At 49.5% G+C, this 25,442-nt stretch carries 30 protein-coding genes; 16 read left to right on the forward strand and 14 right to left on the reverse strand.

What is annotated here, in order from left to right; all coding sequences use genetic code 11:
• Positions 1-158: 158 nt before the first annotated feature.
• Positions 159-1,058, forward strand: coding sequence for a class A beta-lactamase (gene bla / locus SAQUA_RS12150; RefSeq protein WP_380675221.1), 900 nt, complete (start codon positions 159-161; stop codon positions 1,056-1,058).
• 42 nt (positions 1,059-1,100) lie between these two features.
• Here the strand turns inward: bla and SAQUA_RS12155 are convergent, their stop codons facing one another.
• The gene (locus SAQUA_RS12155) at positions 1,101-1,922 is read right to left on the reverse strand and encodes an aminoglycoside phosphotransferase family protein (protein ID WP_380676000.1); all 822 of its coding nucleotides are present in this window, start codon (positions 1,920-1,922) and stop codon (positions 1,101-1,103) included.
• A gap of 123 nt (positions 1,923-2,045) precedes the next feature.
• Positions 2,046-2,357 (reverse strand): hypothetical protein, encoded by a 312-nt coding sequence (locus SAQUA_RS12160; RefSeq protein WP_380675223.1) that lies wholly within the window; start codon positions 2,355-2,357, stop codon positions 2,046-2,048.
• 220 nt (positions 2,358-2,577) lie between these two features.
• Here SAQUA_RS12160 and SAQUA_RS12165 point away from each other — a divergent pair, with 220 nt between their 5' ends.
• The 4 genes from SAQUA_RS12165 to gstA all read left to right on the forward strand — a co-directional run bounded on the left by SAQUA_RS12165 (position 2,578) and on the right by gstA (position 5,573).
• Positions 2,578-3,210, forward strand: a complete 633-nt coding sequence (locus SAQUA_RS12165; RefSeq protein WP_380675225.1) for an HD domain-containing protein — start codon at positions 2,578-2,580, stop codon at positions 3,208-3,210.
• 71 nt (positions 3,211-3,281) lie between these two features.
• Entirely contained in the window at positions 3,282-3,545 is a 264-nt protein-coding gene (locus SAQUA_RS12170; protein ID WP_380675227.1) for a DUF3811 domain-containing protein, read from the forward strand.
• Positions 3,546-4,006: 461 nt separating this feature from the next.
• Positions 4,007-4,870 carry a 4-hydroxy-tetrahydrodipicolinate synthase gene (gene dapA, locus SAQUA_RS12175; protein WP_380675229.1) on the forward strand — a complete coding sequence of 288 codons (864 nt, stop codon included), beginning with the start codon at positions 4,007-4,009 and terminating at the stop codon, positions 4,868-4,870.
• 97 nt (positions 4,871-4,967) lie between these two features.
• A complete protein-coding gene (gene gstA / locus SAQUA_RS12180; RefSeq protein WP_380675231.1) occupies positions 4,968-5,573 on the forward strand; it encodes a glutathione transferase GstA in 606 nt (201 codons plus the stop codon).
• Positions 5,574-5,639: 66 nt separating this feature from the next.
• Here gstA and pdxY read toward each other — a convergent pair whose 3' ends face one another.
• The 5 genes from pdxY to anmK form a co-directional block, all read right to left on the reverse strand.
• Entirely contained in the window at positions 5,640-6,500 is an 861-nt protein-coding gene (gene pdxY, locus SAQUA_RS12185; RefSeq protein WP_380675233.1) for a pyridoxal kinase PdxY, read from the reverse strand.
• Between the two features lie 93 nt (positions 6,501-6,593).
• The gene (gene tyrS / locus SAQUA_RS12190) at positions 6,594-7,871 is read right to left on the reverse strand and encodes a tyrosine--tRNA ligase (RefSeq protein WP_380675235.1); all 1,278 of its coding nucleotides are present in this window, start codon (positions 7,869-7,871) and stop codon (positions 6,594-6,596) included.
• 141 nt (positions 7,872-8,012) lie between these two features.
• Complete coding sequence (gene pdxH, locus SAQUA_RS12195; RefSeq protein ID WP_380675237.1) at positions 8,013-8,666, reverse strand: pyridoxamine 5'-phosphate oxidase; 654 nt, start codon at positions 8,664-8,666, stop codon at positions 8,013-8,015.
• 90 nt (positions 8,667-8,756) lie between these two features.
• Complete coding sequence (locus tag SAQUA_RS12200; RefSeq protein ID WP_380675239.1) at positions 8,757-9,062, reverse strand: MliC family protein; 306 nt, start codon at positions 9,060-9,062, stop codon at positions 8,757-8,759.
• 45 nt (positions 9,063-9,107) lie between these two features.
• The gene (anmK, locus tag SAQUA_RS12205; RefSeq protein WP_380675241.1) at positions 9,108-10,229 is read right to left on the reverse strand and encodes an anhydro-N-acetylmuramic acid kinase; all 1,122 of its coding nucleotides are present in this window, start codon (positions 10,227-10,229) and stop codon (positions 9,108-9,110) included.
• A gap of 359 nt (positions 10,230-10,588) precedes the next feature.
• Between anmK and SAQUA_RS12210 the strand changes: the two genes are divergently transcribed.
• Positions 10,589-11,053, forward strand: coding sequence for a glycine zipper 2TM domain-containing protein (locus tag SAQUA_RS12210; RefSeq protein ID WP_380675243.1), 465 nt, complete (start codon positions 10,589-10,591; stop codon positions 11,051-11,053).
• Positions 11,054-11,263: 210 nt separating this feature from the next.
• Here the strand turns inward: SAQUA_RS12210 and slyA are convergent, their stop codons facing one another.
• Complete coding sequence (slyA, locus tag SAQUA_RS12215; RefSeq protein WP_380675245.1) at positions 11,264-11,695, reverse strand: transcriptional regulator SlyA; 432 nt, start codon at positions 11,693-11,695, stop codon at positions 11,264-11,266.
• A 402-nt stretch (positions 11,696-12,097) separates the two neighbouring features.
• Here slyA and SAQUA_RS12220 point away from each other — a divergent pair, with 402 nt between their 5' ends.
• Genes SAQUA_RS12220 through SAQUA_RS12230 form a run of 3 tightly spaced genes read left to right on the forward strand, consistent with a single transcriptional unit; the run spans position 12,098 to position 15,232 of the window.
• Positions 12,098-12,328, forward strand: coding sequence for a DUF1656 domain-containing protein (locus SAQUA_RS12220; RefSeq protein ID WP_380675247.1), 231 nt, complete (start codon positions 12,098-12,100; stop codon positions 12,326-12,328).
• Positions 12,329-12,331: 3 nt separating this feature from the next.
• On the forward strand, positions 12,332-13,195 hold the full coding sequence (locus SAQUA_RS12225; RefSeq protein WP_380675249.1) for an efflux RND transporter periplasmic adaptor subunit: 864 nt from the start codon (positions 12,332-12,334) through the stop codon (positions 13,193-13,195).
• A 3-nt stretch (positions 13,196-13,198) separates the two neighbouring features.
• Entirely contained in the window at positions 13,199-15,232 is a 2,034-nt protein-coding gene (locus tag SAQUA_RS12230) for an FUSC family protein (protein ID WP_380675251.1), read from the forward strand.
• Between the two features lie 14 nt (positions 15,233-15,246).
• Here the strand turns inward: SAQUA_RS12230 and sodC are convergent, their stop codons facing one another.
• The 3 genes from sodC to SAQUA_RS12245 form a co-directional block, all read right to left on the reverse strand.
• On the reverse strand, positions 15,247-15,774 hold the full coding sequence (gene sodC / locus SAQUA_RS12235) for a superoxide dismutase [Cu-Zn] SodC (RefSeq protein WP_380676002.1): 528 nt from the start codon (positions 15,772-15,774) through the stop codon (positions 15,247-15,249).
• Between the two features lie 132 nt (positions 15,775-15,906).
• Complete coding sequence (locus SAQUA_RS12240) at positions 15,907-16,803, reverse strand: aldo/keto reductase family oxidoreductase (protein WP_380675253.1); 897 nt, start codon at positions 16,801-16,803, stop codon at positions 15,907-15,909.
• Between the two features lie 96 nt (positions 16,804-16,899).
• A complete protein-coding gene (locus tag SAQUA_RS12245; RefSeq protein WP_380675255.1) occupies positions 16,900-17,139 on the reverse strand; it encodes a DUF1289 domain-containing protein in 240 nt (79 codons plus the stop codon).
• Positions 17,140-17,350: 211 nt separating this feature from the next.
• Between SAQUA_RS12245 and SAQUA_RS12250 the strand changes: the two genes are divergently transcribed.
• The 4 genes from SAQUA_RS12250 (at position 17,351) to rnt (ending at position 20,441) form a co-directional block, all read left to right on the forward strand.
• Positions 17,351-17,956 carry a TetR/AcrR family transcriptional regulator gene (locus SAQUA_RS12250; RefSeq protein WP_380675257.1) on the forward strand — a complete coding sequence of 202 codons (606 nt, stop codon included), beginning with the start codon at positions 17,351-17,353 and terminating at the stop codon, positions 17,954-17,956.
• Positions 17,957-18,033: 77 nt separating this feature from the next.
• A complete protein-coding gene (locus tag SAQUA_RS12255; RefSeq protein WP_380675259.1) occupies positions 18,034-19,131 on the forward strand; it encodes an alkene reductase in 1,098 nt (365 codons plus the stop codon).
• 152 nt (positions 19,132-19,283) lie between these two features.
• Positions 19,284-19,691, forward strand: coding sequence for a lactoylglutathione lyase (gloA, locus tag SAQUA_RS12260; RefSeq protein WP_380675261.1), 408 nt, complete (start codon positions 19,284-19,286; stop codon positions 19,689-19,691).
• 69 nt (positions 19,692-19,760) lie between these two features.
• Positions 19,761-20,441 carry a ribonuclease T gene (rnt, locus tag SAQUA_RS12265; RefSeq protein ID WP_380675263.1) on the forward strand — a complete coding sequence of 227 codons (681 nt, stop codon included), beginning with the start codon at positions 19,761-19,763 and terminating at the stop codon, positions 20,439-20,441.
• A gap of 97 nt (positions 20,442-20,538) precedes the next feature.
• Here the strand turns inward: rnt and SAQUA_RS12270 are convergent, their stop codons facing one another.
• The gene (locus SAQUA_RS12270) at positions 20,539-20,883 is read right to left on the reverse strand and encodes a Grx4 family monothiol glutaredoxin (RefSeq protein ID WP_380675265.1); all 345 of its coding nucleotides are present in this window, start codon (positions 20,881-20,883) and stop codon (positions 20,539-20,541) included.
• A gap of 413 nt (positions 20,884-21,296) precedes the next feature.
• Here SAQUA_RS12270 and SAQUA_RS12275 point away from each other — a divergent pair, with 413 nt between their 5' ends.
• Positions 21,297-22,112 (forward strand): C40 family peptidase, encoded by an 816-nt coding sequence (locus tag SAQUA_RS12275; protein WP_380675267.1) that lies wholly within the window; start codon positions 21,297-21,299, stop codon positions 22,110-22,112.
• Between the two features lie 213 nt (positions 22,113-22,325).
• On the forward strand, positions 22,326-22,904 hold the full coding sequence (gene sodB, locus SAQUA_RS12280; protein WP_380675269.1) for a superoxide dismutase [Fe]: 579 nt from the start codon (positions 22,326-22,328) through the stop codon (positions 22,902-22,904).
• A gap of 64 nt (positions 22,905-22,968) precedes the next feature.
• On the opposite strand, the gene SAQUA_RS12285 is transcribed toward sodB, so the two are convergent.
• Complete coding sequence (locus SAQUA_RS12285; protein WP_380675271.1) at positions 22,969-23,058, reverse strand: YnhF family membrane protein; 90 nt, start codon at positions 23,056-23,058, stop codon at positions 22,969-22,971.
• A 321-nt stretch (positions 23,059-23,379) separates the two neighbouring features.
• On the opposite strand from SAQUA_RS12285, the gene purR reads away from it, so the two are divergent.
• Positions 23,380-24,405 (forward strand): HTH-type transcriptional repressor PurR, encoded by a 1,026-nt coding sequence (gene purR / locus SAQUA_RS12290; RefSeq protein ID WP_380675273.1) that lies wholly within the window; start codon positions 23,380-23,382, stop codon positions 24,403-24,405.
• On the opposite strand, the gene punR is transcribed toward purR, so the two are convergent.
• Positions 24,402-25,346, reverse strand: a complete 945-nt coding sequence (gene punR, locus SAQUA_RS12295; RefSeq protein ID WP_380675275.1) for a DNA-binding transcriptional activator PunR — start codon at positions 25,344-25,346, stop codon at positions 24,402-24,404. The genes purR and punR overlap by 4 nt on opposite strands.
• Positions 25,347-25,442: the final 96 nt, after the last annotated feature.

Raw genomic sequence — 25,442 nt, forward strand, 5'->3', positions numbered from 1 at the left:
CCGGGGCAAATTGCACCGGCGTTTTTTATTGTGTGTAAATCGTTCGTTACGATGAAAAAAATCCTTCAGTTTTTTCTTAGCACCACGGCAAATAACCCCTTGAATATGCGTATAATTAGCAGCTAAAACCACACACCCACTCACACGGATAACACCCCATGCCCTTCTCCCCATTTCGCCGTAAAATGCTCCTTGCTGCCGCTGTTATTCCTGCCATCGCAGCTCTCAATCCACTGCTGGCTTTTGCCGCCAAGAGCGATAATAAATTGCAGCAGGCGCAGCAACAGCTCGCGGAGCTGGAAAAAACCTTTGGTGGGCGTCTGGGCGTTTTTGCCCACGACACCAGCAGCGGTAAAGTCGTGCAATTGAATGGCGAACAACGCTTTCCATTTTGCAGCACCTTCAAGGTGATTGCCGCCGGGGCCATTCTGCACCACAGCCTGAGCCATCCAGGGTTCCTGGAGCAACTCGTTCACTATAAGAAAAGCGATCTTGTCGCCTATTCACCCATCAGCGAAAAACATGTAGATAGCGGAATGACCGTTGCCGAACTCTGTGCTGCAGCACTTCAGTATAGCGATAACACCTCTATTAACCTGCTGATGACGCTGATAGGCGGGCCAGCCGCCGTCACCGCCTATGCACGCAGTATCGGCGATACTACCTTCCGTCTGGATCGTTGGGAAACCGAGCTCAATAGCGCCATTCCTGGCGATGAACGGGATACCACAACACCTGCAGCCATGGCCGCCAGTTTGCAGAAATTGACGCTAGGTAACGCTTTGCCCTCTGAGCAACGCCAGCAACTGGTTACCTGGATGAAGGGGAATACCACCGGCGATAAACGCATCCGCGCGGGCGTTCCTGCGGATTCCGTTGTTGCCGATAAAACCGGCGGCGGTGATTACGGCACTGCCAATGATATTGGCGTTGTCTGGATAGCGGGCCGAGCACCGCTGGTGATAACCATTTACTCTACCCAGCCTCAACAGGATGCCAAAGCCAATAATGATGTGATTGCTTCCGCTGCGCGTATTGTCACTCAGGTGTTAGCATAACCCCCGCGAACTGGCCGTTGAGTGTATCTCTCGGCCAGTGGTTCAGACCTCATATAGAATGAAAGCTGGATCTCCTTGCGGCAATCTGATACCCAATGCCCGCGCTGCCAACTCCGCTACACGAAAATCAATATCGGCAGCGTCACCATCTTCCAGAAACCAAGCTGCGGAAAGCCCGGCCCAAGCCAGGATCCACTGCAAAAGACGGTAACGTGCCAGTCCAGACAACGAACAGATCTGCTCTACGCGGCGATGAAAAATATCAGGATCGGTCGCTACACCGTAATTGGGGTTACAAAAAATGTTGGCATAATCAAACCCGCGCTCGCCATACAACCGTTTAGGGTCGATTGCCAGCCAGCCACGCTCAGCAAAATCCAATACATTGTCGTGATGAATGTCACCATGTAACACCCTCTGTTCACGCGGCGTTGTCAACAGTTCTGCGGCCACGCTGGCACTTAACCTCAACATGCCACCATGGGCCAGAGCGGCAGGCCATAAGGCGTCAAACCATTGATGCAAGTGGATCAGTTCAGGATATGGCGCCTCGCGTGGCGTGTGAAGCCGGGCGATCACCCGGCAAAGGATTTCGGTTGCCTGCTCATCTTGACCGGTGCGCGCCATTTGCACTAAGGAAAGATTGCCCATAGCCCGTTCCAGCAAAATCCCCGCGTCATGCCAAGCCAGAACCTTTGCTGCTCCCTCACCTTGCCACCAGCACATTAACAGACCACCAAACTTCTCTTCCTGCTCGCGGGCAATTTTCAGCATGGCGGGTAGGCCTTTATATCGTACCGGCATCAGCAGGCTACTATGCGTTTTAAACGCTTGGCCGTCAGGTTCGAGTTGCCATCGTTGCATATAAGGCAAAAATGCAAGTTTTATCAAGCTGATAACTCCTTACTGCGTGAACAACTGGCCAACATTGCCGCACCCGCAGGTACTGTTTCAACTCACTGATTAACTTAACCTTATTAATTAAGGTCAAAGTTCACTGATCGACTCGACCTGGTGATGAAACACGTAAGGATCGGAAATTAACCCAAACACCTCGTCATCGGGATAAGTTACCGCTATATGATACTCTTCTCCGGCGAAACATTTGACTGCATCCAAAGATCCCCAATAGGTGGCCAGAAAGAAATGCGCGTAGCCCCCCTGCACTTCTTGCCTGACAAAAGCGCCAAGATTATCTGCTGTCGCTTTAGCATGTTCTACCCCAGTAACGTTCAAATGCTCAGCAAATCCCTGCCGATGCTGCAACGGCACGCAACCATGCCATGTTCTGACAATCATATTCACCAACTGAATAATTAACCAATAATAATGAATAATAAACCTAACATGTTTATGGCTATTTTCAACATTTCACTGTGACAATTTAAACGCTATGGTGAACGGATAAACAGCGATTTTGATCAACCTACCCATAAAAATCAGGGCCTTTATGAAACCGCATTCGCAAAATAATCAACTGTCAGTATTAAGTTCCTCGGCCTTATCCCCAGAGTTGGTAATGCCCTTTTCACCCTGCCAGCAACTGGCCCAGACACTGCTGCCACTGACACTCGAGGGTGACGATGGATCCCATGATGTGGCACATCTTCATCGGGTATGGAAAAACATTCGTCAGATCAGCCAAGTAGAAGGAGGAAATTTGCATATTCTGTGCGCCGCTGTATTGCTGCACGACTGCGTCGCCGTGGAGAAAAACTCACCGCACCGCCATCAAGCATCACGAATGGCGGCAGGACATGCAACCCAAGTACTGACAACGCTTGGTTGGTCGACTGCTGATATTGAACAAGTTTCCCATGCGATAGCCGCACATAGTTTTTCTGCTGCCATTACGCCGCACACGCTCGAAGCAAAAATATTGCAAGATGCTGACAGGCTGGACGCTATAGGCATGATTGGCGTTGCTCGCTGCTTTTATGTTGGCGGCCGCATGCATAGCGCACTTTATGACGCAGCAGATCCACTCGCCCAGCGGCGTGAGTACGATGATCAGCGATTTATTCTTGACCACTTTGCAACCAAGCTGTTCAAACTGCAGGAAGGATTTCAGACTCAGACAGGCCGAACGATGGCGCTTCAGCGTACCGAACGCATGCATCGTTTCTTCAATGAGCTTCTGGAAGAAGTTTGATAATCATGCTGCAATATTTTCTAGATAAATCCTGTACACTGGAGGCCAACTTCACAACCTAGGTTGCCACAATGAAAAAACTTACGCTGAAAGACATGACAGAAAGCGAACAACGTGAAGTAAAAACCGAGCTGGACAGAGCACGTATTAGCCATGGTCGCCCGTTGACCAACGCGGAACAGAATAAAGTCAAAGATGGGGCTATTGAGCGCATCATGGCCGCACGGGAAAAAATCGCCAAAGCAACGCGCGCTGAACGTAAAGCTAACCGAGTACAGCCGACTGGCACTACATTCAGTTGGACAGCCTCCATCAGTACCCGTCCACATCGCTGACAACAGAGCTCCGCTGTTTGAACCGCACCTTATCAGTTGTTATTCAGCTTTTAGGGTTCCGTTCATTCCTGCGGAGTTTTGCACATATCCGATTGCTCCATATCAGTAACCGAATGACCAATCTGCTCGCGGCCGATATTAGCTAAACTCATCAGCCGTTGGCTATTATGAATAACAATGTTATCAACCTGTTATCAATTGACAGCTCGAACCCTCCCCTCCAATATCGAACCACTTCCACTGAATATGAGATCGTCATGACCTATTGCCGCCAACAGGCCATTTTGCAACAACCAGCCTTGACCTTTGGTGGTTCCGTGGCACTCAATTCGAAGAAACAGTCGCTCATTTGACCGGGGCGCACTGTCCCGTCAGATGAGCTGACCGGGTGGTGTGCAACGCGTTTTCCTCTCCTGTTATCTCATCTGGCTTCTCTGACGGTCACACAGAAGGGATTTTATATGGCTTCATTCTCGGGTATTTGGGTTGCTCTGGTAACTCCATTCAATAATAACGATGTTGATTTACCGGCTATGCGAAAATTGGCGCAGCATCTGATTGATGCAGGTGTTTCTGGATTAGTGGTGTGTGGCTCTACTGGCGAAGCGGCTGCGTTGAGTAAAGAAGAACAACTCGCCGCGTTGGATGCCGTTCTGCAAGTCGTGCCTGCCAGGCAGGTTGTTATGGGGCTTTCCGGCAACAACATGACGAGCACCTTGCAAATGCTGCAGGCTATTAATCAGCGGGATGTTGCGGGGGTTTTAATCCCTGCCCCTTACTATATTCGCCCCTCGCAGGCGGGCCTGGTGGAGTATTTCACCCAGCTTGCCGACGCATCAAGCGCCCCGGTGATCCTGTACAATGTGCCCTATCGCACGGGAGTGACCTTCGAACTGGACACTCTGCGGCAGCTTGCGCGCCATCCGCAGGTCAAAGCGATCAAAGACTGTGGCGGTGAGCCGGAAACTACAATGGCACTGATTAATGACGGCGTGATCGATGTGCTGACCGGTGAAGACCATCTGATCCTGTCTACACTCTGCCTTGGCGGCACCGGTGCAATTTCAGCATCAGCACATCTTTACCCGGAACGGTTTGTGGCATTGGTTGAGCAAGTTGCACAAGGCAACCTGGTAGCTGCACGCCGCAATTTCTATACCTTGCTGCCGATGATCCAACAGATGTTCAGCTTCCCGAATCCTGCCCCGGTTAAAGCGGCGCTGGCGCAGCAAAAAGGGATCAACAATGAACTACGCTCGCCGATGCAAATAGCGCCAGTAGAATTACAACGGCAAATCACCGATCTGCTCGCGCAACTGGGTTAATTAAATATTGTTAACATAACTACTGTTATTTTTACGCCATAGAACTAGGATAAGGGGTTAAACATGCCTGTCGTTCATCACTATAAAGGAGTTTTCGATGAAATTGTTCTATAAAGCTGGGGCCTGTTCCCTATCACCTCACATCGTGTTGCGTGAAGCCGGGTTGGACTTTACTGCGGAAAAGGTCGATTTAGCACAGAAAATTACAGAAAGTGGCGCCGACTACCTGACGATCAACCCAAAGGGACAAGTCCCGGCTTTGGTGCTTGACGATGGCAGCCTGCTAACCGAAGGTGTGGCGATTGTGCAATATCTGGCAGACCGCGTACCGGATCGCAATCTGATCCCAGCGGTGGGAACGCTCTCTCGTTACCACGCCATCGAATGGTTGAACTATATCTCCACCGAGTTGCACAAAGGGTTTAGCCCTCTGTTTAACCCGAAAACGCCAGATGAGTACAAAACAATTGTTCGGGATAAATTGGCCAGCCAATTCAGCTATCTGGATTCCGTGCTGGACAAGCAGCACTACCTGTTAGGCCAGCGTTTTAGCGTTGCAGATGCCTATCTGTTCACCATACTGCGCTGGGCGCTGGGGATGCAGTTTGATCTCAATAAATATCCGCATTTGAAAGCCTACTTTGATCGAGTAGCCGCACGCCCTGCTGTGGAAGCGACCTTGAGTGCCGAAGGCTTGAAATAACAGCGCCTCTAGCAACTGTGGCCACTCGGTCGCAGCAATCCCGGCCACTATGGCCGGGTTTTCTCTTTAGCACTTTATCGCCCTAAACTCGCAGCCTGGATGGACAATGCGATCCTGCGCGGCAACAACCTGCAGCTCGTACTCTCCCATCGCCTGGGTCGTCAGCATAACTTCATACACCGCAGCAGTGACATGTTCCAGCGCTTTATCCAGAGCCTCACCTTTCAGCAGGTTTACCAACAATAAGCCACTGGTCAAATCACCCACACCCACCGGCTGACGAGTACCAAAGTCAACCAGTGGGCGGCTGATGTGCCAGGCATCATCTGCCGTCACCAGCAGCATTTCAAAGCAGTCTGTGCGATAACCCGCGCGGCTAATATGCTTCACTAATACTACTTTAGGCCCTTTGCGGGTCAATTCACGCGCGGCATCAATCGCCTGTTCGACATTATGGATCTCTCGGCCACTCAGTTGTTCCAGTTCCAGCAGGTTTGGTGCCACCATATCGCTGCAGGGTAGCGCCTGTTGACAGAGAAACTCCGCGACGCCAGGTGCCACAATACAACCCTTTTCCGGGTGCCCCATAACAGGATCGCAGAAATACCAGGCATCAGGGTTAGCCTGCTTTACCTGGCGTACTATCTCCAGAATATGGCTGCCCTGCTCTGGTGAGCCAATATAACCACTCAGCACCGCATCGCACTCTTTCAATTTATCGATATTCGCTATGCCCTGCGCTATGTCAGTAAGGTGGCTGGCAGGCATGACACAACCGGTCCAATGGCCATATTGCGTGTGATTGGAAAATTGTACCGTGTTCAACGGCCAAACGTTGACACCCATACGGCGCATCGGAAACTCAGCCGCACTGTTCCCCGCATGCCCGAATACCACATGTGATTGTATAGAAAGAATATTTTTCATCGAGAAAACCTGACCATGGATACAACTACAGGGAATAACATCCCCGACCGTCAAAAAATAAAGGGGCCACGCTGGGCCCCTGCTAGTTAAATTTTATGATTTCCAGTCAACCAGGCAGTAATGTTTTTTACCGCGCCGCAGCAGCGTGTAGCGGCCAAACAGACGATCGCTGTCAGTGAACAGGTATTCAGGATTGGATTGTTTCTCACCGTTGATGGTCACCGCGTTGGACCCGATCATGGTACGGGCTTGTCCACGTGAAGGCACCAGTTCCGCATTGACCAGAGCCTGTTGCAGATCGGCATTACCCTCCAGTTTGATGGTTGGCATACCATCTTGCGCCAACTGAGCAAAGTCTGCTTCGGTCATTTCGTGCAAAGCGCCAGAGAACAGGCTTTCAGTGATACGTTTGGCGGCAGCAAGACCTTCTGCACCGTGCACCATGCCGGTGACTTCCTCTGCCAGCACATACTGGGCACGTGGGGCTTTACCACTGTTTTTATCCTCTTCTTCCAATGCATTAATCTCTTCGAGGCTCAGGAAGGTGAAGAACTTCAGGAAACGGTAAACGTCTGCATCCGCGGTGTTGATCCAGAACTGATAGAATTTGTACGGGCTGGTTTTTTCTGGAGCCAGCCATACTGCGCCGCCTTCGGTCTTACCAAATTTGGTACCATCCGCCTTGGTGATCAACGGAACCGTCAGGCCAAACACCTGTTTCTGGTGCATACGACGAGTAAGATCGATACCCGAGGTGATGTTGCCCCATTGGTCAGAACCCCCAATCTGCAATTCCACCTGGTGGCGGTTATACAGTTCAGAGAAGTCAAACCCCTGTAACAGGTTGTAGGAAAACTCGGTGAATGAGATGCCTGAATCGTCACGGTTGAGGCGCTGCTTCACCGCTTCCTTGTTGATCATCTGGTTTACGGAGAAATGTTTACCGATATCACGCAGGAAACTCAGCACGTTCATGCCACCAAACCAATCATAGTTATTGGCTGCAATGGCACTGTTACTGCCGCAATCAAAATCAAGGAAAGGAGAAACCTGTTTGCGGATCTTCTCGACCCACTCGTTGACCGTTTCCGTTGTGTTAAGTTTGCGCTCAGCGGCCTTGAAGCTGGGATCGCCGATCATACCGGTTGCCCCACCCACCAAGGCTACCGGTTTATGGCCAGCCAGTTGGAAACGCTTCAGGCACAGCAGAGGTACCAGATGGCCCAAATGCAAGCTGTCAGCGGTCGGATCAAAGCCGCAATACAGTGCAATTGGCCCTTGCGCCAGTCGCTCTGCTAACGCTTCCTCGTCCGTCACTTGGGCCACCAGGCCCCGCTCTTGCAGTTGTTGAATCAGGTTGATGCTAGCCATCAATTTCTCCATGTATAAACGAATGCACCATTGCCGGTACACGGCCTTCGCCCATTGGCGAAATAAAAAAAATTCGGGGTAGCGCATAGAATAAAGCGCCAGCGGCATCAGTGCCAGCGCTTAACGGGGATTTTCCGTCTGTCAGGGTGCCAGTCGGTCAATTTTCCAGTCATTTCCTTCCCGCTGGTAGAGAAAACGGTCATGAAGGCGGTGTTCGCCCCCCTGCCAGAACTCAACGGAATCAAATTTAACGCGAAATCCCCCCCAGAAACTGGGCAATGGCACTTCTCCTTGTTGAAATTTTTGCTTCAACTCGAGGAATTTGCTTTCCAGGATACCGCGTGCAGAAATACGTGATGATTGCTGTGAGACCCAGGCACCAATCTGGCTGTCTTTGGGACGGCTGCTGAAGTATTTCATAACCTCCAGAGTGGATAAGCGCTCAGCCTGGCCGAGAAAAGTCACCTGGCGATCAAGCATGTGCCACGGAAACAACAAACTGATGCGCGGATTGTGCGCCAATTGCTGAGCCTTACGGCTGCCAAGGTTGGTGTAAAACACCAACCCTTTCTCGTCGACGTGCTTGAGTAGTACGATGCGTTGGAAAGGTTGACCATGCTCATCCACCGTTGCCACACACATGGCTGTCGGATCGGCCAACTTAGCGTCACAGGCCTGCTTCAACCAACGTTCAAACAAATCAAGGGGATTGGCAGTCAGATCGTTGCGGCGGAGCCCACCGCGAGTATATTCACGGCGCAGATCCGCCACATCAAATTCATTATTTTCAGCCATTAGAATTTTCAACCAATCGGTAGTTTAATCTTTCTATTCTGCGCCTGTCACCTCAGGAACTCAATCGCTCCTCCACCAAGGAGCGCTGGCTTATTTGGCCAGTACGCAGTCACTCATAATCACTTTATCATTTCGTTCAACGAAGGCGTTTTGCCCTGTTGTCCCGAAGGTATATTTACCATCACTGTATTTGTACCCGGATGAAGCCGTTATCTGTTTCAGCTTCAACTGTTCTCCATCCATAACCAAACTGGCCGTTTTATCTTCACCATTGAAAGCAACCGTTAGCGGTGTCGTGCCACAAAGATAGTGGTGAGTCTCGTTTTTCTGCTGTACGACATTGTGACTACAGCCAGACAACAGCAGGATCCCAACAGTAATAAATATCTTTTTCACGGTGTGACTCCTCAATTTATTAGCTTCGTTTCTACCCTAACAGAATTAATTCCGAGACAAGGGTAAAACTGGATAAATTCCGCCCAATAAGGTTTCGCAACTGGCACCGGTGACAGAAGGCAGATTTCCCGGTAGCCCAGACAGTGTGCGAAATGCTAGCCAAGCAAAGGCCAGCGCCTCCATATCATCGCCGCTTACACCAAAATTGTCCGTAGTGGCAACTTCAATCCCTGGCAACAGAGCTGACATCCTTGCCATCAGTAACGGATTACGAGCCCCACCGCCGCAGACTAGCAAACGTTCACACCCACCAGCCAACAGAACCTGCTCGCAAATCGTCGTTGCAGTCAACTCCACCAACGTAGTCATTACGTCAACGGCAATGAGCCCTGGGTACGGTGATAACTGCGCTTCCAGCCAACCAATATTAAAGTATTCGCGTCCGGTGCTTTTTGGCGCAGGCAAGGCAAAATAGGGATCTGACAGCATCTGCTGTAACAACGGCAGGCAAACACGCCCTTCCATCGCCCAAAGGCCATCTTTATCATAAGGCTGTGAACGATGGCGCCACACCCAGGCATCCAGCAACATATTTCCCGGGCCGGTATCAAACCCCCGAACAGGTGCACCGGGTAGCAATAAAGAAAGATTGGCTATCCCCCCCACATTTAGCACCATGCGCCTTTCTGTTGGATGCGCCAATAAAGCCTGATGAAAAGCAGGAACCAGCGGTGCGCCCTGGCCACCATAAGCCATGTCGCGGCGGCGGAAATCGCCGACGGTGGTAATATTGGTCAAAGCCGCCACCCGGTTATTGTCCCCTAATTGCATAGAGAAACGCGTTTCCCCCTCGGGCTCATGCCAGACGGTTTGGCCATGGCAACCAATAGCAGTGATCTGATTCGACGAAACCCCAGTTTGTTTCAGCAACTGTTGCACGGCTTCGCCAAACAGCGAACCCAATTGCGCATCCAGCCTCCCAACAGCGGAAAGTGACGTCTGTTGCCCCTGGCACATTCCCAAAATGTCTTTCTTTAGTTGGACTGGCATCGGATGGCTATAACTCGCCTGCTGCGCCACCATTCGCTCATCAATTGCAGCAAGAACCACATCAACGCCATCCAGACTGGTACCAGACATAACACCGATATAGCGACCTGATTTCATAGCAATATCCTTTAACTATTCGGGGTAACTATTCACCCCAGTCAATAAACCAGAATAGCGTGGCTAACGCATGGATTATTTCGTTTTTTACAACCGGCCACAGGAGAGGCGAGCTAAAATGTTAATAAACGGTGACATTAGCACTAGGAATGCTCCTAATTAATAGCGTTTATTTCTTCCCTACTCTGTCATAAACCTAAACCACCGTTTATTATCGGTTGAACAGAGAAAAGTTACGCTATGCCAAGCAGTAAGGTATGGTGAACTCACAGTCGTTCGGCCATACTTGTTAAAACGTTTTCATTTAACCCGGTCTGCGCTGTTTTTCAGATCGGGATTACTAACCGCAGGAGCTTTATATGATCAAGCGTTTTCTCGTCGTTGCTCTCGCCGGAATCACGCTGGCAGGATGTGCAGACCCTACAACGTCCGGTGATGTTTATTCAGCCGATCAGGCCAAGCGAGTCCAGACCGTCTCCTTTGGTACTCTGGTTTCTGTACGTCAGGTGCAAATTCAGGGCAGTGATAATGCGAACACGATTGGCGCTATTGGTGGCGCAGTTCTGGGGGGCTTCCTGGGGAACACCATTGGTGGCGGAAGCGGGCGTAGCCTGGCAACGGCTGCTGGTGCAGTAGCGGGTGGCGTGGCGGGTAACAGCATCGGTAGTGCTGCAGCTCGTACCAACGGCGTCGAACTGGAAATCAGAACCGATAATAAAGAGAACATTGTGGTAGTTCAACGTGCAGGTAAAACCCAGTTCACCCCGGGTCAGCGTGTCCGTATGGCTCGCGATGGCAGTAGCGTTACCGTTTCTCCACTGTAACATACGCCGAACTAACGCGGACCGGAGGCCTATGCCTCCGGTTTGTATTTATGCCGTGCCAAAATATCTAAAAATGAACGGTTATACTCTAAATAATTCGAGTTGCATTAAGGCAGCAAGTCCGAGGGTCGCTAGGAGCCTAGCCCACTATGTCATTGGTGACAACAGACGCAGCCAACACCCATGCAACTTGAAGTATGACGAGTATAGTTATTTTTCTTGTAGCTCAATGATGTTCCGTTCCAGTTTGGCTATTAAGCCGACTAAGATGTCCACTTCTTCTGGCGAGATACCGCTAAGAATTTCACTTCTTGTATAAGTGATGACACTATCTACTTCGCGGATAATCGGCTCCGCAGCTTCGGTCAGTTTTATTCGCTTTGCTCGCCGGTCATTGGGGCAAGTGTGGCGGGCTATAAGGCCCTTTTCTTCCAGTTGATCCAACGTACGGACCAGCGAAGGCTGTTCAATGCCTATCGCCTTTGCCAACTGGATCTGCGACTGGTCGGGCGGCAATCGGTTAATGTTGTACAAAGTTACCCAATGCGTTTGCGTCAGCTCCAGCGGCTTGAGCCGATAATCGATTAACGCCCGCCAGACACGGACTAATCGTGCTAAATCCGAACCTAATGTTGACTCCAATTCCCCCTCCTTATAATTAGCATGCTAATATTACCCTTAAACGCAATCTGTGTCTCTTAATTAACCTTGATGCCTGTGCAGACCCGAAAGCCTGTTATCAAGGCGGAAGGTGAAGTGCATAGTAGTCTTTGCCTCTACTCGACGATACCGAAAACAGCCTTTGGGCAAACACCTGTCGGCTGAGGCAATCAGGGACACAACCCGAAACATTCTGGGTAAGTCATATTAAAATTACAAATGTATATAATCCATATTGCAAAAATAGCCACAAAATCAGTCAAAAGTTGCTTATCTTATACGTTGAATGGCTTGAATTGCCCGATCGCGGTAAGCTCAAACACCAAGAAAACTTGATATATGACGGCTATATACCCTTCAGATTTCCTCACATGGATTGTTAACGTGAATACATCCTGGCCGCATACAGCATTGCCCGATTTGGTCTTTGGTGCATCGCTCTACTTCCCCCCGCTGTTTAAAGCTTTTTTGCTCGGGCTGGTATTTTGGCTACTGGCGCACCGCCTACTACGCGGCTGGATCTATTCCGGCGAAATATGGCATCCCATGTTGATGGATCTGTCCATTTTTGTCATTGCCGTCAGCGGTTCCATGTGGATCTTAATGAGTTGGTAGTTCATGAAGCATAAGACATTAAAATATTTCTCGACGGTTATTGTTTGTGCCATCGCGCTTTGCGCAGGTTGGTGGCTCTGGAACTACTACATGCAATCCCCCTGGACTCGTGATGGAAAAGTGCGCGCCGAGCTGGTTAACATCACCCCGGAAGTTTCAGGCAGGCTAGACAAAATCATGGTTCATGATAATCAGTTTGTTGCGGCGGGAAGTCTGATTTTCGTTATTGACCCAGTGCCGTTTCAGATCGCGTTAGACAGTGCCGAAGCGGCATTGGCGAAAGCTCAGGCCGATCTGGCTAAAGCCGAGCACGAAGCGACTCGCCGCCGCAACCTACCACACAATGTCATTTCTACTGAGGATTTGGATGAGTCAAATCTCGCGGCTGATTCAATGAAAGCATCGTATAAAGCAGCACAAGCCAACCTTGAGCAGGCTAAATGGAATTTAAGTAAAACGCGGATTTATGCCCCAACTGATGGTTATATCACCAATCTCCAGGCCCGTGTTGGTAACTATGCCGCCGCAGGAACGCCATTGGTGGCCTTGGTTGATGTCCACTCATTTTATGTCCTGGGCTATTTTGAAGAAACCAAACTCAGACATATAAAAGAAGGCCGTAAAGCAGATATTGTCCTTTATAGCGGCAATATCAGGCTGCAAGGCGAAGTAGAAAGCATTGGCCGGGCCATTTACGACCAAAGCGTTGAGAGTAATAGCGACTTACTGATGGATGTTAAGCCGAACGTACCTTGGGTACGCTTGGCTCAAAGGGTGCCAGTTCGGATAAAACTGCTCAACGTTCCGGCTGATTTGTCGTTGGTTGCTGGCACCACATGCACTATTTCGATCCACCAGCAGGATTAATGTGTGAACCTGCCCTTTCTTGAATGGCATCGCTCACCCTGGGGAAAAGCCACCCCGGGGCAACGGCGCTATGCACTACGCAACTCGCTGGCAATGTGCCTGGCTCTTTGGATCGCCTTCGTTTTACAGCTTGATGAACCCTACTGGGCTTTGACATCCGCTGCTGTTGTCAGTTTTCCCACGGTCGGCGGAGTGATAAGCAAAAGTATTGGCCGGATTTTCGGCAGCCTTTTTGGCGCTATGGCTTCATTAGTCATTGCCGGCCATTGCCTGAACGATCCATGGCTGTTTGCTTTGTCAATTGCCAGTTGGCTTGGACTTTGTACCTATATCTCCAACCAATACCGGAATAACGTTTCATACGCTTTTGCCCTGGCCGGTTATACCGCAGCGATAATCGCCTTCAGTACGGTGAACGTTACCGATAGCGTGCAGATTTTCGATATCGCTCAGGCACGTGTCTGTGAAGTCATTACCGGGATCCTGTGCGGTGGGCTGATGATGATGCTCCTACCAAGCACTTCTGACGGTGAAGCGCTGATGATCGCGTTACGGCGCATGCATTTGCGTCTATTGGAACATGCAACCATGCTGTGGCAACCGGAAATCAGTTTGCGCATGCGTACTTCGCACGAAGGCGTGATAGGCCAGATCCTGACCATGAACGTGTTGCGTATTCAGGCTTTCTGGAGCCATTACCGATTACGCCGGCAGAACAACATTCTCAACGCGATGTTGCATCATCAGTTGCGTATCACCAGCGTAATATCCAGCTTGCGACGTATGTTGCTGAACTGGCCGGAACGTCCAGAAAATTTGGCAACCATTCTGGACCAATTACTGAATGAACTCCGCGATCCTGCAACAGATAAATACCGACTGGCGCATATCCTGCTCGCTGTAGCCCCTCAGGACCCCGCAGATTATCGGCACCGTGCGTTTTTCCTTCGATTACGCTATTTCTGCTGGCTCTATCTGCGCTGTAGCCGCTGGCTAAAGCTGTTGGAAAACGCTTCACATGCCAGTGAAATAGAGCCTTTACGTATTAACGCTCTGGCTCGCCATACCGATCACTATGAAGCTGCCTATAACGGCTTGCGCACTTTCCTTTGTATCCTGATGGGATGTGCTTTCTGGATCACCACACAGTGGGACTCCGGCAATTCAGCCTTGACGCTGATGGCCATCAGTTGTGTACTCTATTCGTCCACCCCGTCACCCATAAAATCGATCACAACGTTGTTGAAAGCGGTCACTCTGCTCTTCGCCTTCTGTTTTTTGATGAAGTTTGGCCTGATGATTCAGATTGATGATTTCTGGGTATTCTGCATGTTTCTATTTCCTATTCTGGTCACAATGCAAATGATGAAACTGCAGAACCCACCGTATGCGCCGTTGTGGGGGCAGTTAATCGTTTTTATGGGCTCGTTCTTGGCTGTAACCAATCCCCCTACTTACGATTACCAATCGTTTATGAACGAAAGTATTGGCAAAATTGTGGGGGTTTTACTGGCAGGGCTTGCGTTCCAAATCTTGCGACCCAGTTCGGACAAACGTAAGAGTATGAGAAGTATCCGCGCATTACGCCGGGATTTTATCGATCAGTTGAGTAAAAAACCTCAGCAAAGCGAAATTCAGTTTGAATCTCGTCTCTATCACCGAATCAGCCAACTGAATCAGAGTCAGGATCAGGAGGCCCGTACCTGGCTACTGCGTTGGGGAGTGGTACTGTTGAACTGTAGCCACGTTGTCTGGCAGTTACGTGATTGGCAGACCCGCTCAGACCCTCTTGCCGCCGTCCGAAATGTCTGCATACATTGCCTAAAAGGCATCATAACCGAAAAAGGTGTTAAGCATACCTCGCTTGATGCAACGCTTCAGGAATTACAACGCATGAGTAACGCACTGGCGCATCATCCAGAGCAAGCTGCCAGGGATTTAGCTGGGTTGATTTGGCGGCTCTATTGTTCGTTACAGCAACTGCAACAGGCCATTTCACCGCCGGATGAGTTCAAAACTACGCCCGCATCAGAATGATACGAGCGCAAGACTTACTTAATAATACCGCAGGCGAAGCGATCGCCACCGCCACCGCCACCCAGCGGTTTCGGATGGTCTGAATGGTTGTCGCCCCCGGCATGAACCATTACTGCCTTGCCTTCTATTTCACTTATTTTCTTCAATCTTGGGGCCAGAACCGGGTAACTGGCCGTGCCATCTTCCATTACGTAAATGGCGGGCAGATCGCCCAAATGCCCATCAGCATAAGGTCCCAAATGCTTACCGGTTTTCTGCGGGTCAAAATGGCCACCGGCCGCTAATGCAGCAACCGCTTTGCCATCTTTCATTCCTGGTTCACAACTGCCTTTTTCGTGTACGTGAAAACCATGTACGCCACCCGGTAGCGCTTTCAACTGCGGAGTAAACAGCAGGCCATATGGCGTTTCACTAATAGTGAGCTTACCGATGTCCTGGCCAATTCCCTGCCCAGTGACCAAATTCATTTCGACATCAACCGAAGCTGCCTGAACTGCACCACTGGCCATCAGACCTAATGCAGCAAACCAATAGCTTTTCATCATTCAACTCCCTTGCGATGGTTATAAATGAACCTGCAGTATAGGGGGGGAACAACATCTTTACCATTGCGCATCAAGTCACTAAGAATGCATTTATCCAAGTTGGGTGGGGCTTAGGTTCTTATCAGGCTTTTACGGCACGTCATAGCCTAATGCGGCTTTGCGGATACGGAACCACTGTTGACGGTTCAATACCAACGATTGCGCCTTCAGAGCAGAACGCACGCGCTCAATCTTGCCGGAGCCGATAATGGGTAAGGGTGCCGAAGGCAAACGCATAACCCAGGCAAACACTACCTGTTCGATGGTTTCCGCCCCAATCTCGCTTGCTACAGACTGCAGCTCATAACGCAGTGGTTGGAACTCAGCATCACTAAACAACCGCCCACCACCCAGGCACGACCAGGCCATCGGTTTGATGCGCAACTGTTGGCATTGGTCTAGCGTACCGTCGAGGATGGCCGGTTGGTGGATCGGGGAAATCTCAACCTGATTGGTAACCAGCGAGAACGGCAGACGTGATTGCAACAAGGTGAATTGTGCAGGTGTAAAGTTTGACACGCCAAAATGACGTACTTTGCCACTTTTATGCAACGCCACAAAAGCCTCTGCCACTTCATCGGCATCCATCAACGGATCGGGGCGATGGATCAACAGCAAATCAAGGTAGTCAGTATGCAGGTGGGATAATGACTGTTCTGCGCTGCTGACAATATGATCACGATCGGTAATGTAATGGCCGATTGGGTTACCTGGTTTGGCAGTAGTGGCAATGCCGCATTTGGATACCAACTCCATTCCTTGACGCACTGACGGCTTCAGCTTGATTGCTTCACCAAATGCCTGTTCACAAGCGTAACCACCATAAATGTCCGCGTGATCTGCCGTTGTTACACCCAATTCGATGTGTTGTTCAATAAAAGCCAACAACTGCTGTGGGGTCATTCCCCACTCCAGCAAACGCCAATATCCGCAAATCATGCGCGAGAATTCAGGACCTTGTGGTGCCAGCTTAATACGATTCAGCATTTTTAAAACCTCATGGAAATATTTGGCGTCAGCATACACAAGCGCTAAGCAAGAAGGAATGGTCGAACGATTTAAACATGTGGCAAAACAGCAAAATTAAAACAGCGAAGGTTGTTCTGGAGGTAATTCCTCTTGCGGCTTGTTGGCACGCTGTAGTCGAAGATAACGCTGGCGACAAAGGCGTAGCACATCACGTTTTTGCGCGTCGTTCATTTGCATCCAGCCAAAGCGTTCTTCACGGCTACGCTGGCAGCCGCGGCAAAAACCGCGCTCGTCAGCCTGGCATATGCCTCGGCACGGGCTGGGAATGTCAAAAAATTCGAGTTGCTGCGCCACACGTCCTCCTGAACATTACTACTAATTGAAGACGGCATCAGCACCGATGGCAAGCCGCTTTTCAATATGAGGCAAAAATAGTCGCGTGGTCCAGCATGCAAGTTCGGCCAACAGGCTTCCCAGGCAGCTAAAGGCGCGTTGATGCATCCCAGTAAATTTTTGTAGGGCAATATTGATTTAGACCGATTGGTCTATTATGCTGTTTTCCATTATGACAAAACATGTGAATTGCAGCGGGGAGACTCGCGAACATCTACTGTCTACTGGCGAGACACTCATCCTGCGTCTTGGTTTTACCGGGATGGGTTTGAGCGAGCTTCTGGCAACCGCTGGCGTACCCAAAGGATCGTTTTACCACTACTTTCGTTCAAAAGAAGCCTTTGGTGAAGCCATGCTGCAACGCTACTTTGAACACTACAATGCCGAAATGTTGGCACTGTTTAACGATAAAACAGCTAATTCGCGTCAACAGTTACTCAGTTACTTCTCTCAGGCCATAAACCATCACAGCCTTAGTGAATGTCATAATGCCTGTCTGGCGGTAAAACTTTCTGCCGAGGTCAGCGATCTGTCTGAGCCTATGCGGCATGCTTTGGAGGCGGGTACTTCACGTGTTATCAACCAGTTGCAGGAAGCTATTCAACGTGGAATCGATGAAGGTTCACTGACAACAGACATGACCCCGGCTGTGGCCGCAGAGACACTCTACGCATTGTGGCTTGGGGCATCGCTGCGCGCGAAAATACGCCATTCGGTCGAGCCGCTGACCAGAGCACTTAAGAGTATCGAGTTACTGATACGTCCAGCACAACCTTGATTACTTTTGCCTGAAAAAACCTTGCTCTTTGCTGTACTCAGTTACTAGTCGACCAGTCTAATATTACAGGATGCACCATGAAGATTGAAACGTTGTTCTCTCCGCTGAAAGTTGGCCATGCAACATTACCAAACCGTATATTTATGGCCCCACTGACGCGTCTGCGTAGTATCGAACCTGGGGATATCCCAACGCCCTTAATGGCGGAGTACTACGCACAACGTGCCAGCGCAGGCTTACTGATCACCGAGGCAACTCAGATTTCTTTCCAGGCGAAGGGCTATGCCGGTGCACCAGGGTTACATACTGCTGAGCAGATCGCCGCGTGGAAAAAAATCACCCAGGCTGTTCATGAGAAACAGGGGCATATTGCCGTACAACTTTGGCATGTAGGACGTATCTCACATTCCAGCTTGCAACCCGATCAACAAGCCCCGGTAGCACCTTCAGCAATCAACGCCGAAACACGCACTACGGTCCGTGACGAAACAGGGGCATGGGTCAGAGTACCAACGTCAACGCCGCGCGCGTTGGAAACGTCAGAAATTGCCGGAATTGTAAACGACTTCTGCCAAGCCGCAGCCAATTCTCGCGAAGCTGGCTTTGACTATATTGAATTACACGCCGCACATGGGTATTTGCTGCATCAGTTTATGTCACCAGCATCAAATCAGCGCACCGACCAATATGGTGGCAGCATTGAAAACCGTACCCGTATCACGCTAGAAGTTGTCGATGCTTGCATCGCTGAAATTGGTGCTGATCATGTAGGCATCCGTATTTCTCCACTAGGTCCATTTAATGGGCTGGATAACGGCGAAGATCAGGAAACCGCAGCTCTTTATTTGATCGAAGAATTAAATAAACGTGGCATCGCCTTTCTGCATATTTCTGAGCCTGACTGGGCTGGTGGCAAACCCTATTCAACCGCATTTCGTGATGCCGTTCGCTCACACTTCAAGGGGGTCATTATCGGAGCCGGTGCCTACACCGCAGAAAAAGCCGAGGAACTAATGCATAAAGGCTTCATCGATGCGGTTGCCTTCGGCCGCAGCTTCATTGCCAACCCGGATTTAGTCGAGCGTTTTAAACGTAATGCGCCACTGAATGAACTTCATTCTGATACCGTCTATGGTGGTGGTGCCAAAGGCTATACTGATTATCCATTCCTTTAAGCCGTTTTGCTCTCCAACCAAGCTGGGCTGAAATCCGGCTTGGTGCAACCATTCAGTATCAGCCGCGTTGAAATGCCTTATATAGCAAGGCTATACTGTCATCCGCTACACTCTACCGCCGTTAACCACGGCCTATCCAAACAGGGGAAATTATGCGCCTGCTCCATACCATGCTCCGTGTCGGTGACCTACAACGCTCCATCGACTTTTATACCAAGGTATTAGGTATGCGTTTGCTGCGTACCAGTGAAAATACCGAGTACAAATACTCGCTGGCATTCGTTGGCTATAGCGATGAAAGTGAAGGATCCGTGATCGAGCTTACCTACAACTGGGGTGTAGACAGTTACGAGATGGGTTCAGCCTTTGGTCATCTGGCTTTGGGCGTAGACGATGTTGCAGCAACCTGCGACAGCATTCGCAAAGTAGGCGGCAAAATCACCCGCGAGGCTGGCCCGGTCAAAGGCGGCACCACCGTGATTGCTTTTGTTGAAGATCCTGACGGCTACAAAATTGAGCTGATAGAAAATAAACATGCAGGACATGGCCTCGGCAACTGACATTTCTCAAGGGCGCTTACAGCGTCCTTCTTTTTATCTCCGCTGCACAAAGACAAGAAATTTGTCATAATGCCTGCTGTATTCGATGAAGATAAGAAACTGATGGCCGAAAAAAGTGATCTTAACGCCCTGAGTGGTCGTTTTCGTGGGTTTTATCCCGTTGTTATTGATGTGGAAACTGCAGGTTTTAATGCTCAAACTGACGCGCTATTGGAAATTGCAGCAGTAACGCTGAAAATGGATGAAAATGGCTGGTTGCTTCAAGACGAAACCCTGCATTTCCATGTAGAACCCTTTGAGGGAGCAAACCTGCAACCAGAAGCGTTGGCCTTCAACGGCATTGACCCTCATAACCCACTGCGTGGCGCTGTGAGTGAATATGATGCATTACATGCAATTTTCAAGGCAGTGCGCAAAGGTATTAAAGATAGAGGTTGTAACCGAGCAATCATCGTCGCGCACAATGCCAATTTTGATCACGGTTTTCTGATGGCTGCATCGGAACGTGCTGGTCTTAAGCGCAATCCGTTCCATCCTTTCGCGACTTTTGATACAGCAGCACTGAGTGGATTAGTTTTGGGGCAAACGGTGTTGGCAAAAGCTTGTCTTGCCGCTGGACTCCCCTTCGACAGCAGTCAGGCTCATTCAGCGCTTTACGATACTGAGCAGACTGCCCAATTGTTCTGTGAGTTGGTAAACCGGTGGAAACGCCTTGGTGGATGGCCGCTAGCTGGCAACCACACGGACTGACCTAAGCGGATCACACACCTGCAACTTGCTGGGATAAAAACAAATCGGGCGGTACCTGCAAGGGTACCGCCCGATGTTATAAGGAAGCTTTTCGCCATTAAGGCTGCTGATCTTGCTGTTCTTTATACTTTTCGGCAGTTTCTTTGATCAACGGCTGCAACTCACCACGTTGATACATTTCCATGATGATATCGCAACCGCCAACCAGTTCACCATCTACCCACAATTGTGGGAAGGTTGGCCAATTGGCGTACTTTGGTAACTCTGCACGAATGTCAGGGTTTTGCAAAATATCAACATAGGCAAAACGCTCGCCGCAAGCTGAAAGCGCCTGTACAGCCTGAGCAGAGAAACCACAGTTTGGCAATTTCGGCGAACCTTTCATATACAGCAAGATTGGGTTGGTCGAAATCTGCTGCTGAATTTTTTCAATTGTCGTCATTCATTACTTCCTCAAGCCACATAGTGGCTACAACATGCATCATAGGGTCTATTGTAGCGGCAGGTCGGGGGGCAAGAAAACACCATCTTTTGCAGGGGTATTTTCTTGTTGCCGGAACGTTGCGTGAAACACACCGTTGCGGTTAAAACATGGATCCAGAATAACATTATTAATCCGACCATTTCACTATTATATTCTGGTGATTACAGAACGATGAATAATAAGCAAGAGTGACACCATTGATGATTTACCACTAAGCAGTTGACTAATTTTAAGTCAAAAAATAATGTCATTAACGTTTTCTCACAATATGGATTACTATTTATGAGTTAAGCGCTGTTTTATATGACGAATTTCAGGAATACTGTTATTCATTCAATATCTGTTTCGGGGCCAAGGTTGGTAACATCAACATGCGGTTAATTATTACTCTTTTTGTACTATTTTTCACACTGCTATTCTTGAATCTGGCGCATGCTGCGCCACAGGCACATGCTTCTACCAAGCAGGTCAAGGGCCACGCCAGTGAAGCAAGTCCTAATGATCGCAAAAGAAAGAAAGTGGATAAAGTCAGCAAGAAGGTGAAGATTACCCCCTCACGCAAAACGGCAAATACAACGCAATTGGCAGTGAAAGAAGGCAAGAAGAAAGCCAATGTAAAATCAAAAAACAAATCAACCCGTACCGCAAAGGTTAAAGTCACTCCACCGAAAAAGGGCTACAAAAAGGGTTATGGCCGTCATCGCGTAGACGAGATGGCAACCGCGAAAATGGTCGGACGTGAAAAATCATTGAAGCTGTCCCCTGCCCACAAAAAACGCTATCAACGTGCCAAGCAGACTGCAATGGCAAAACTGATGCACCAAATGGGCAAGCCATACCGTTGGGGCGGCACCTCCCCCGTTACCGGGTTTGATTGCAGTGGTCTGATTTATTACGCTTATAAAGACGTGGTAAAAATCAAAATGCCGCGCACCGCTAACGAGATGTATCACCTGCGGGATGCTGCACCGGTTAAACGCAGTGAACTGGAAAAGGGAGATTTGGTCTTCTTTCGTATCAACAACCGCGGCACTGCCGATCATGTTGGTGTTTATCTTGGAAACGGCAAATTTATCCAGTCTCCCCGCACTGGCGAGGAAATCCGCATCAGCCAATTGGATAACGACTACTGGCAGAACCACTATATTGGTGCCCGCCGTGTAGTGACGCCCAAAACCATTCGTTGACCATTGCCACGGCTGAGTTTACCACTCAGCCGAACATCCTGTCCCTGCCCACACTTTAAGCAATCAGGCAATTGGCACGCTTTGGCTCTTTTTTTCACCCAGAAAGTTGCTAAGATTGATAACCACAAAATAACTATAACAACTCAGTTTTCCTCCCTCAGCCACTCGGCTGACGGTTTCGGAAGAGAAGTGCTGTATAAAAAGGAGAAAGCAATGTCGTTTGAATTACCTGCATTACCGTATGAGAAAAATGCTCTTGAGCCGCACATTTCTGCAGAAACGCTGGAATACCATTATGGCAAGCACCATAACACCTATGTGGTTAACCTGAACAATCTGGTGAAAGGCAGCGAGTTCGAAGGCAAGTCTCTGGTCGATATCGTCAAAACCTCTACCGGCGGCGTGTTCAATAACGCAGCACAGGTATGGAACCACACCTTCTATTGGCACTGCTTGTCACCGCAGGGCGGCAATGAGCCAACTGGCGTGGTAGCTGAAGCAATTACTAAATCCTTCGGTTCTTTCGCCGCCTTCAAAGAGCAATTCACCGATGCCGCAGTGAAAAACTTCGGTGCTGGCTGGACCTGGCTGGTGAAGAAACCTGATGGCTCGCTGGCAATCGTCAGTACTTCAAACGCAGCTACCCCACTCACCGGTGAAGACAAGCCTGTTTTGACCGTTGATGTTTGGGAACATGCTTATTATATCGACTACCGCAATGCGCGGCCAAAGTACCTGGAGAACTTCTGGGCACTGGTTAACTGGGCATTCGTGGAACAAAACCTGTCTTAATGGCAGGTGGATGACCCAAATAATAAGGCGCAGCATGCTGCGCCTTTCATTTTGTTGTTATAAATCAGTTCAATGCCGCGATAAAGCCAAAAACAATAATCACTGCCAGTGCGCTGACCGTGGTGAGCAATGACATTTTTAAATTCGTATCCATATCGTAATTCCCTCTCAGATTAGTGTTCTCAAGCATAAAAGCCACACGATTAATGCGTCAAATCATTTTCACACAGTTCGTGATTAAAATCTTGTTATCATTTCCCGACTTATAATACCGATTAGCTCTTCCACTTTTCTTCATTATGCGACAAAATCCGCAATTCACTACTGCGTACCAAAATGCCCCTCCTGTTAAAGCGGCTTACGACTTCAGCACTAAAAACTCAGTTTTCGCTTATCTGGGGAAAGTTCTACGCAGGCAAACGATTAACATCATACTTACATGCCGTAACATGTAGGTTCAGGAGTTATTTTTTACATGGCAACGATTAAAGATGTGGCCAAACGCGCTGGCGTTTCAACCACCACCGTTTCGCACGTCATCAATAAAACGCGTTTCGTCGCCGAAGAAACAAAAGCGGCCGTTTGGGCAGCAATTAAGGAACTTCACTATTCACCCAGCGCCGTTGCCCGTAGCCTGAAAGTCAACCACACCAAATCGATCGGTCTGCTTGCAACATCAAGTGAAGCGCCCTATTTTGCAGAGGTGATCGAAGCTGTTGAAAACAGTTGTTATAGTAAAGGTTATACGCTGATCTTGTGCAACTCACATAATAACCTTGATAAACAACAGGCCTATCTGGCGATGTTGGCGCAAAAGCGTGTCGATGGTCTGCTGGTCATGTGCTCGGAATATCCGGAAAAGCTGTTAGGCATGTTGGAGGATTACCGCAATATTCCCATGGTAGTGATGGACTGGGGCGCAGCTCGTGGTGATTTCACCGATACCATTATCGATAATGCGTTTGAGGGAGGCTATCTGGCAGGGCGTTACCTGATTGAACGCGGTCATCGCGATATCGGTGCCATTCCAGGCCAGCTCGCGCGTAATACCGGGGGTGGGCGCCATCAAGGCTTCTTGAAAGCAATGCAGGAAGCCAATATCGACATCCGTGAAGAATGGATCGTTCAAGGCGATTTTGAACCTGAATCCGGTTACAAAGCGATGCACAAAATCCTGTCGCAGAAACATCGTCCTACTGCCATCTTTTGCGGTGGTGACATCATGGCAATGGGGGCTATCTGCGCTGCAGACGAATTGGGGCTTCGCGTACCGCAAGATATCTCAGTGATCGGCTACGATAACGTCCGCAACGCACGCTATTTTACCCCTGCGTTAACTACCATCCATCAGCCTAAAGAGCGTCTGGGAGAGATGGCCTTTACTATGCTACTGGATCGCATCATCAGTAAACGCGAAGAATCTCAGGTTATTGAAGTACATCCAAAACTTATTGAACGCCGTTCGGTAGCCGATGGACCTTTCATCGATTATCGCCGCTAACCGTTATTACCGGGAGCCTCTGGGTTACCCGGTATTTTTTCGCTCAACCACTCCTGATTGAGTGTTTCACTGTCTCCCAGATAATCTATTAGCCAAGCCATTACGGGTGACTGCGCATTTTGCTGCCACGTGAGACAACAGGCACTGGGAGGAAATGGCTCGAGCAGTTGCAGAACAACCAGTTCACCGCTTTGTACCAATGGCAGGACTCGATGCGCAGGTGCCATTCCTACGCACAGCCCATTACGCAGACAATCCACAGCAGACACCCAATCCGGCACGGTGAGACGCCGCTGGTTATCCAGTGCCCAGGTTACACGCTTCGGCAAATTTCGTGACGTATCCTCTAGCAAGAGTGAAGGATATGGCCGTAGCTGATCGTTTCTCAGTCGTCCTTCTAGACGAGCCAAAGGATGGGTTGCATTTACTACACACAACCAGTCCATAAACCCCATGTCGCGGAAAGCGAAACCGCCACCTACCGGCACAGCACTTGTTGCACCAATGGCCATCTCAGCGCGCCCGTCAACCAGGGCATCCCACACGCCGTTGAACACTTCTGGCTGGACAATTAACTCCACATCAGGGAAATGACGATAAAAATCGATGATTAATTGACGACTACGCCGTGGTTTGACAATAAGATCGACCGCAATCCTTAACTGCCCACGCCAACCATTAGCAACTTGCTGGCACTGTCGCCGAGTATCAAGCATTTTTTTGATAACAATCCGTGCTTCCTTGATAAAAAGGGCTCCGGCGGGAGTCAGTGCCACATCGCGATGGCGCCGCTCAAACAGTGGCACGGCCAGCCATTGTTCCAACTGCCGCACCGTGTAGCTTACTGCAGAAGGAACTCGATGAAGTTCTTGCGCTGCTGCACTGAAACTCCCGGTACGAGCAACGGCGTCTACCACATCGAGTGAATATTCAGACCACATAATTTTGCCTTCAATTTTTTTAACAGCACCTTGCAAATATTACCGTTTCACAAGCAGAGATCCAGCCGAGTACACTTGCCGGCGCTAAAAAACCTG

The sequence above is a fragment of the Serratia aquatilis genome (assembly GCF_044865145.1).
GTDB classification, from domain to species: Bacteria; Pseudomonadota; Gammaproteobacteria; order Enterobacterales; family Enterobacteriaceae; genus Chania; species Chania aquatilis.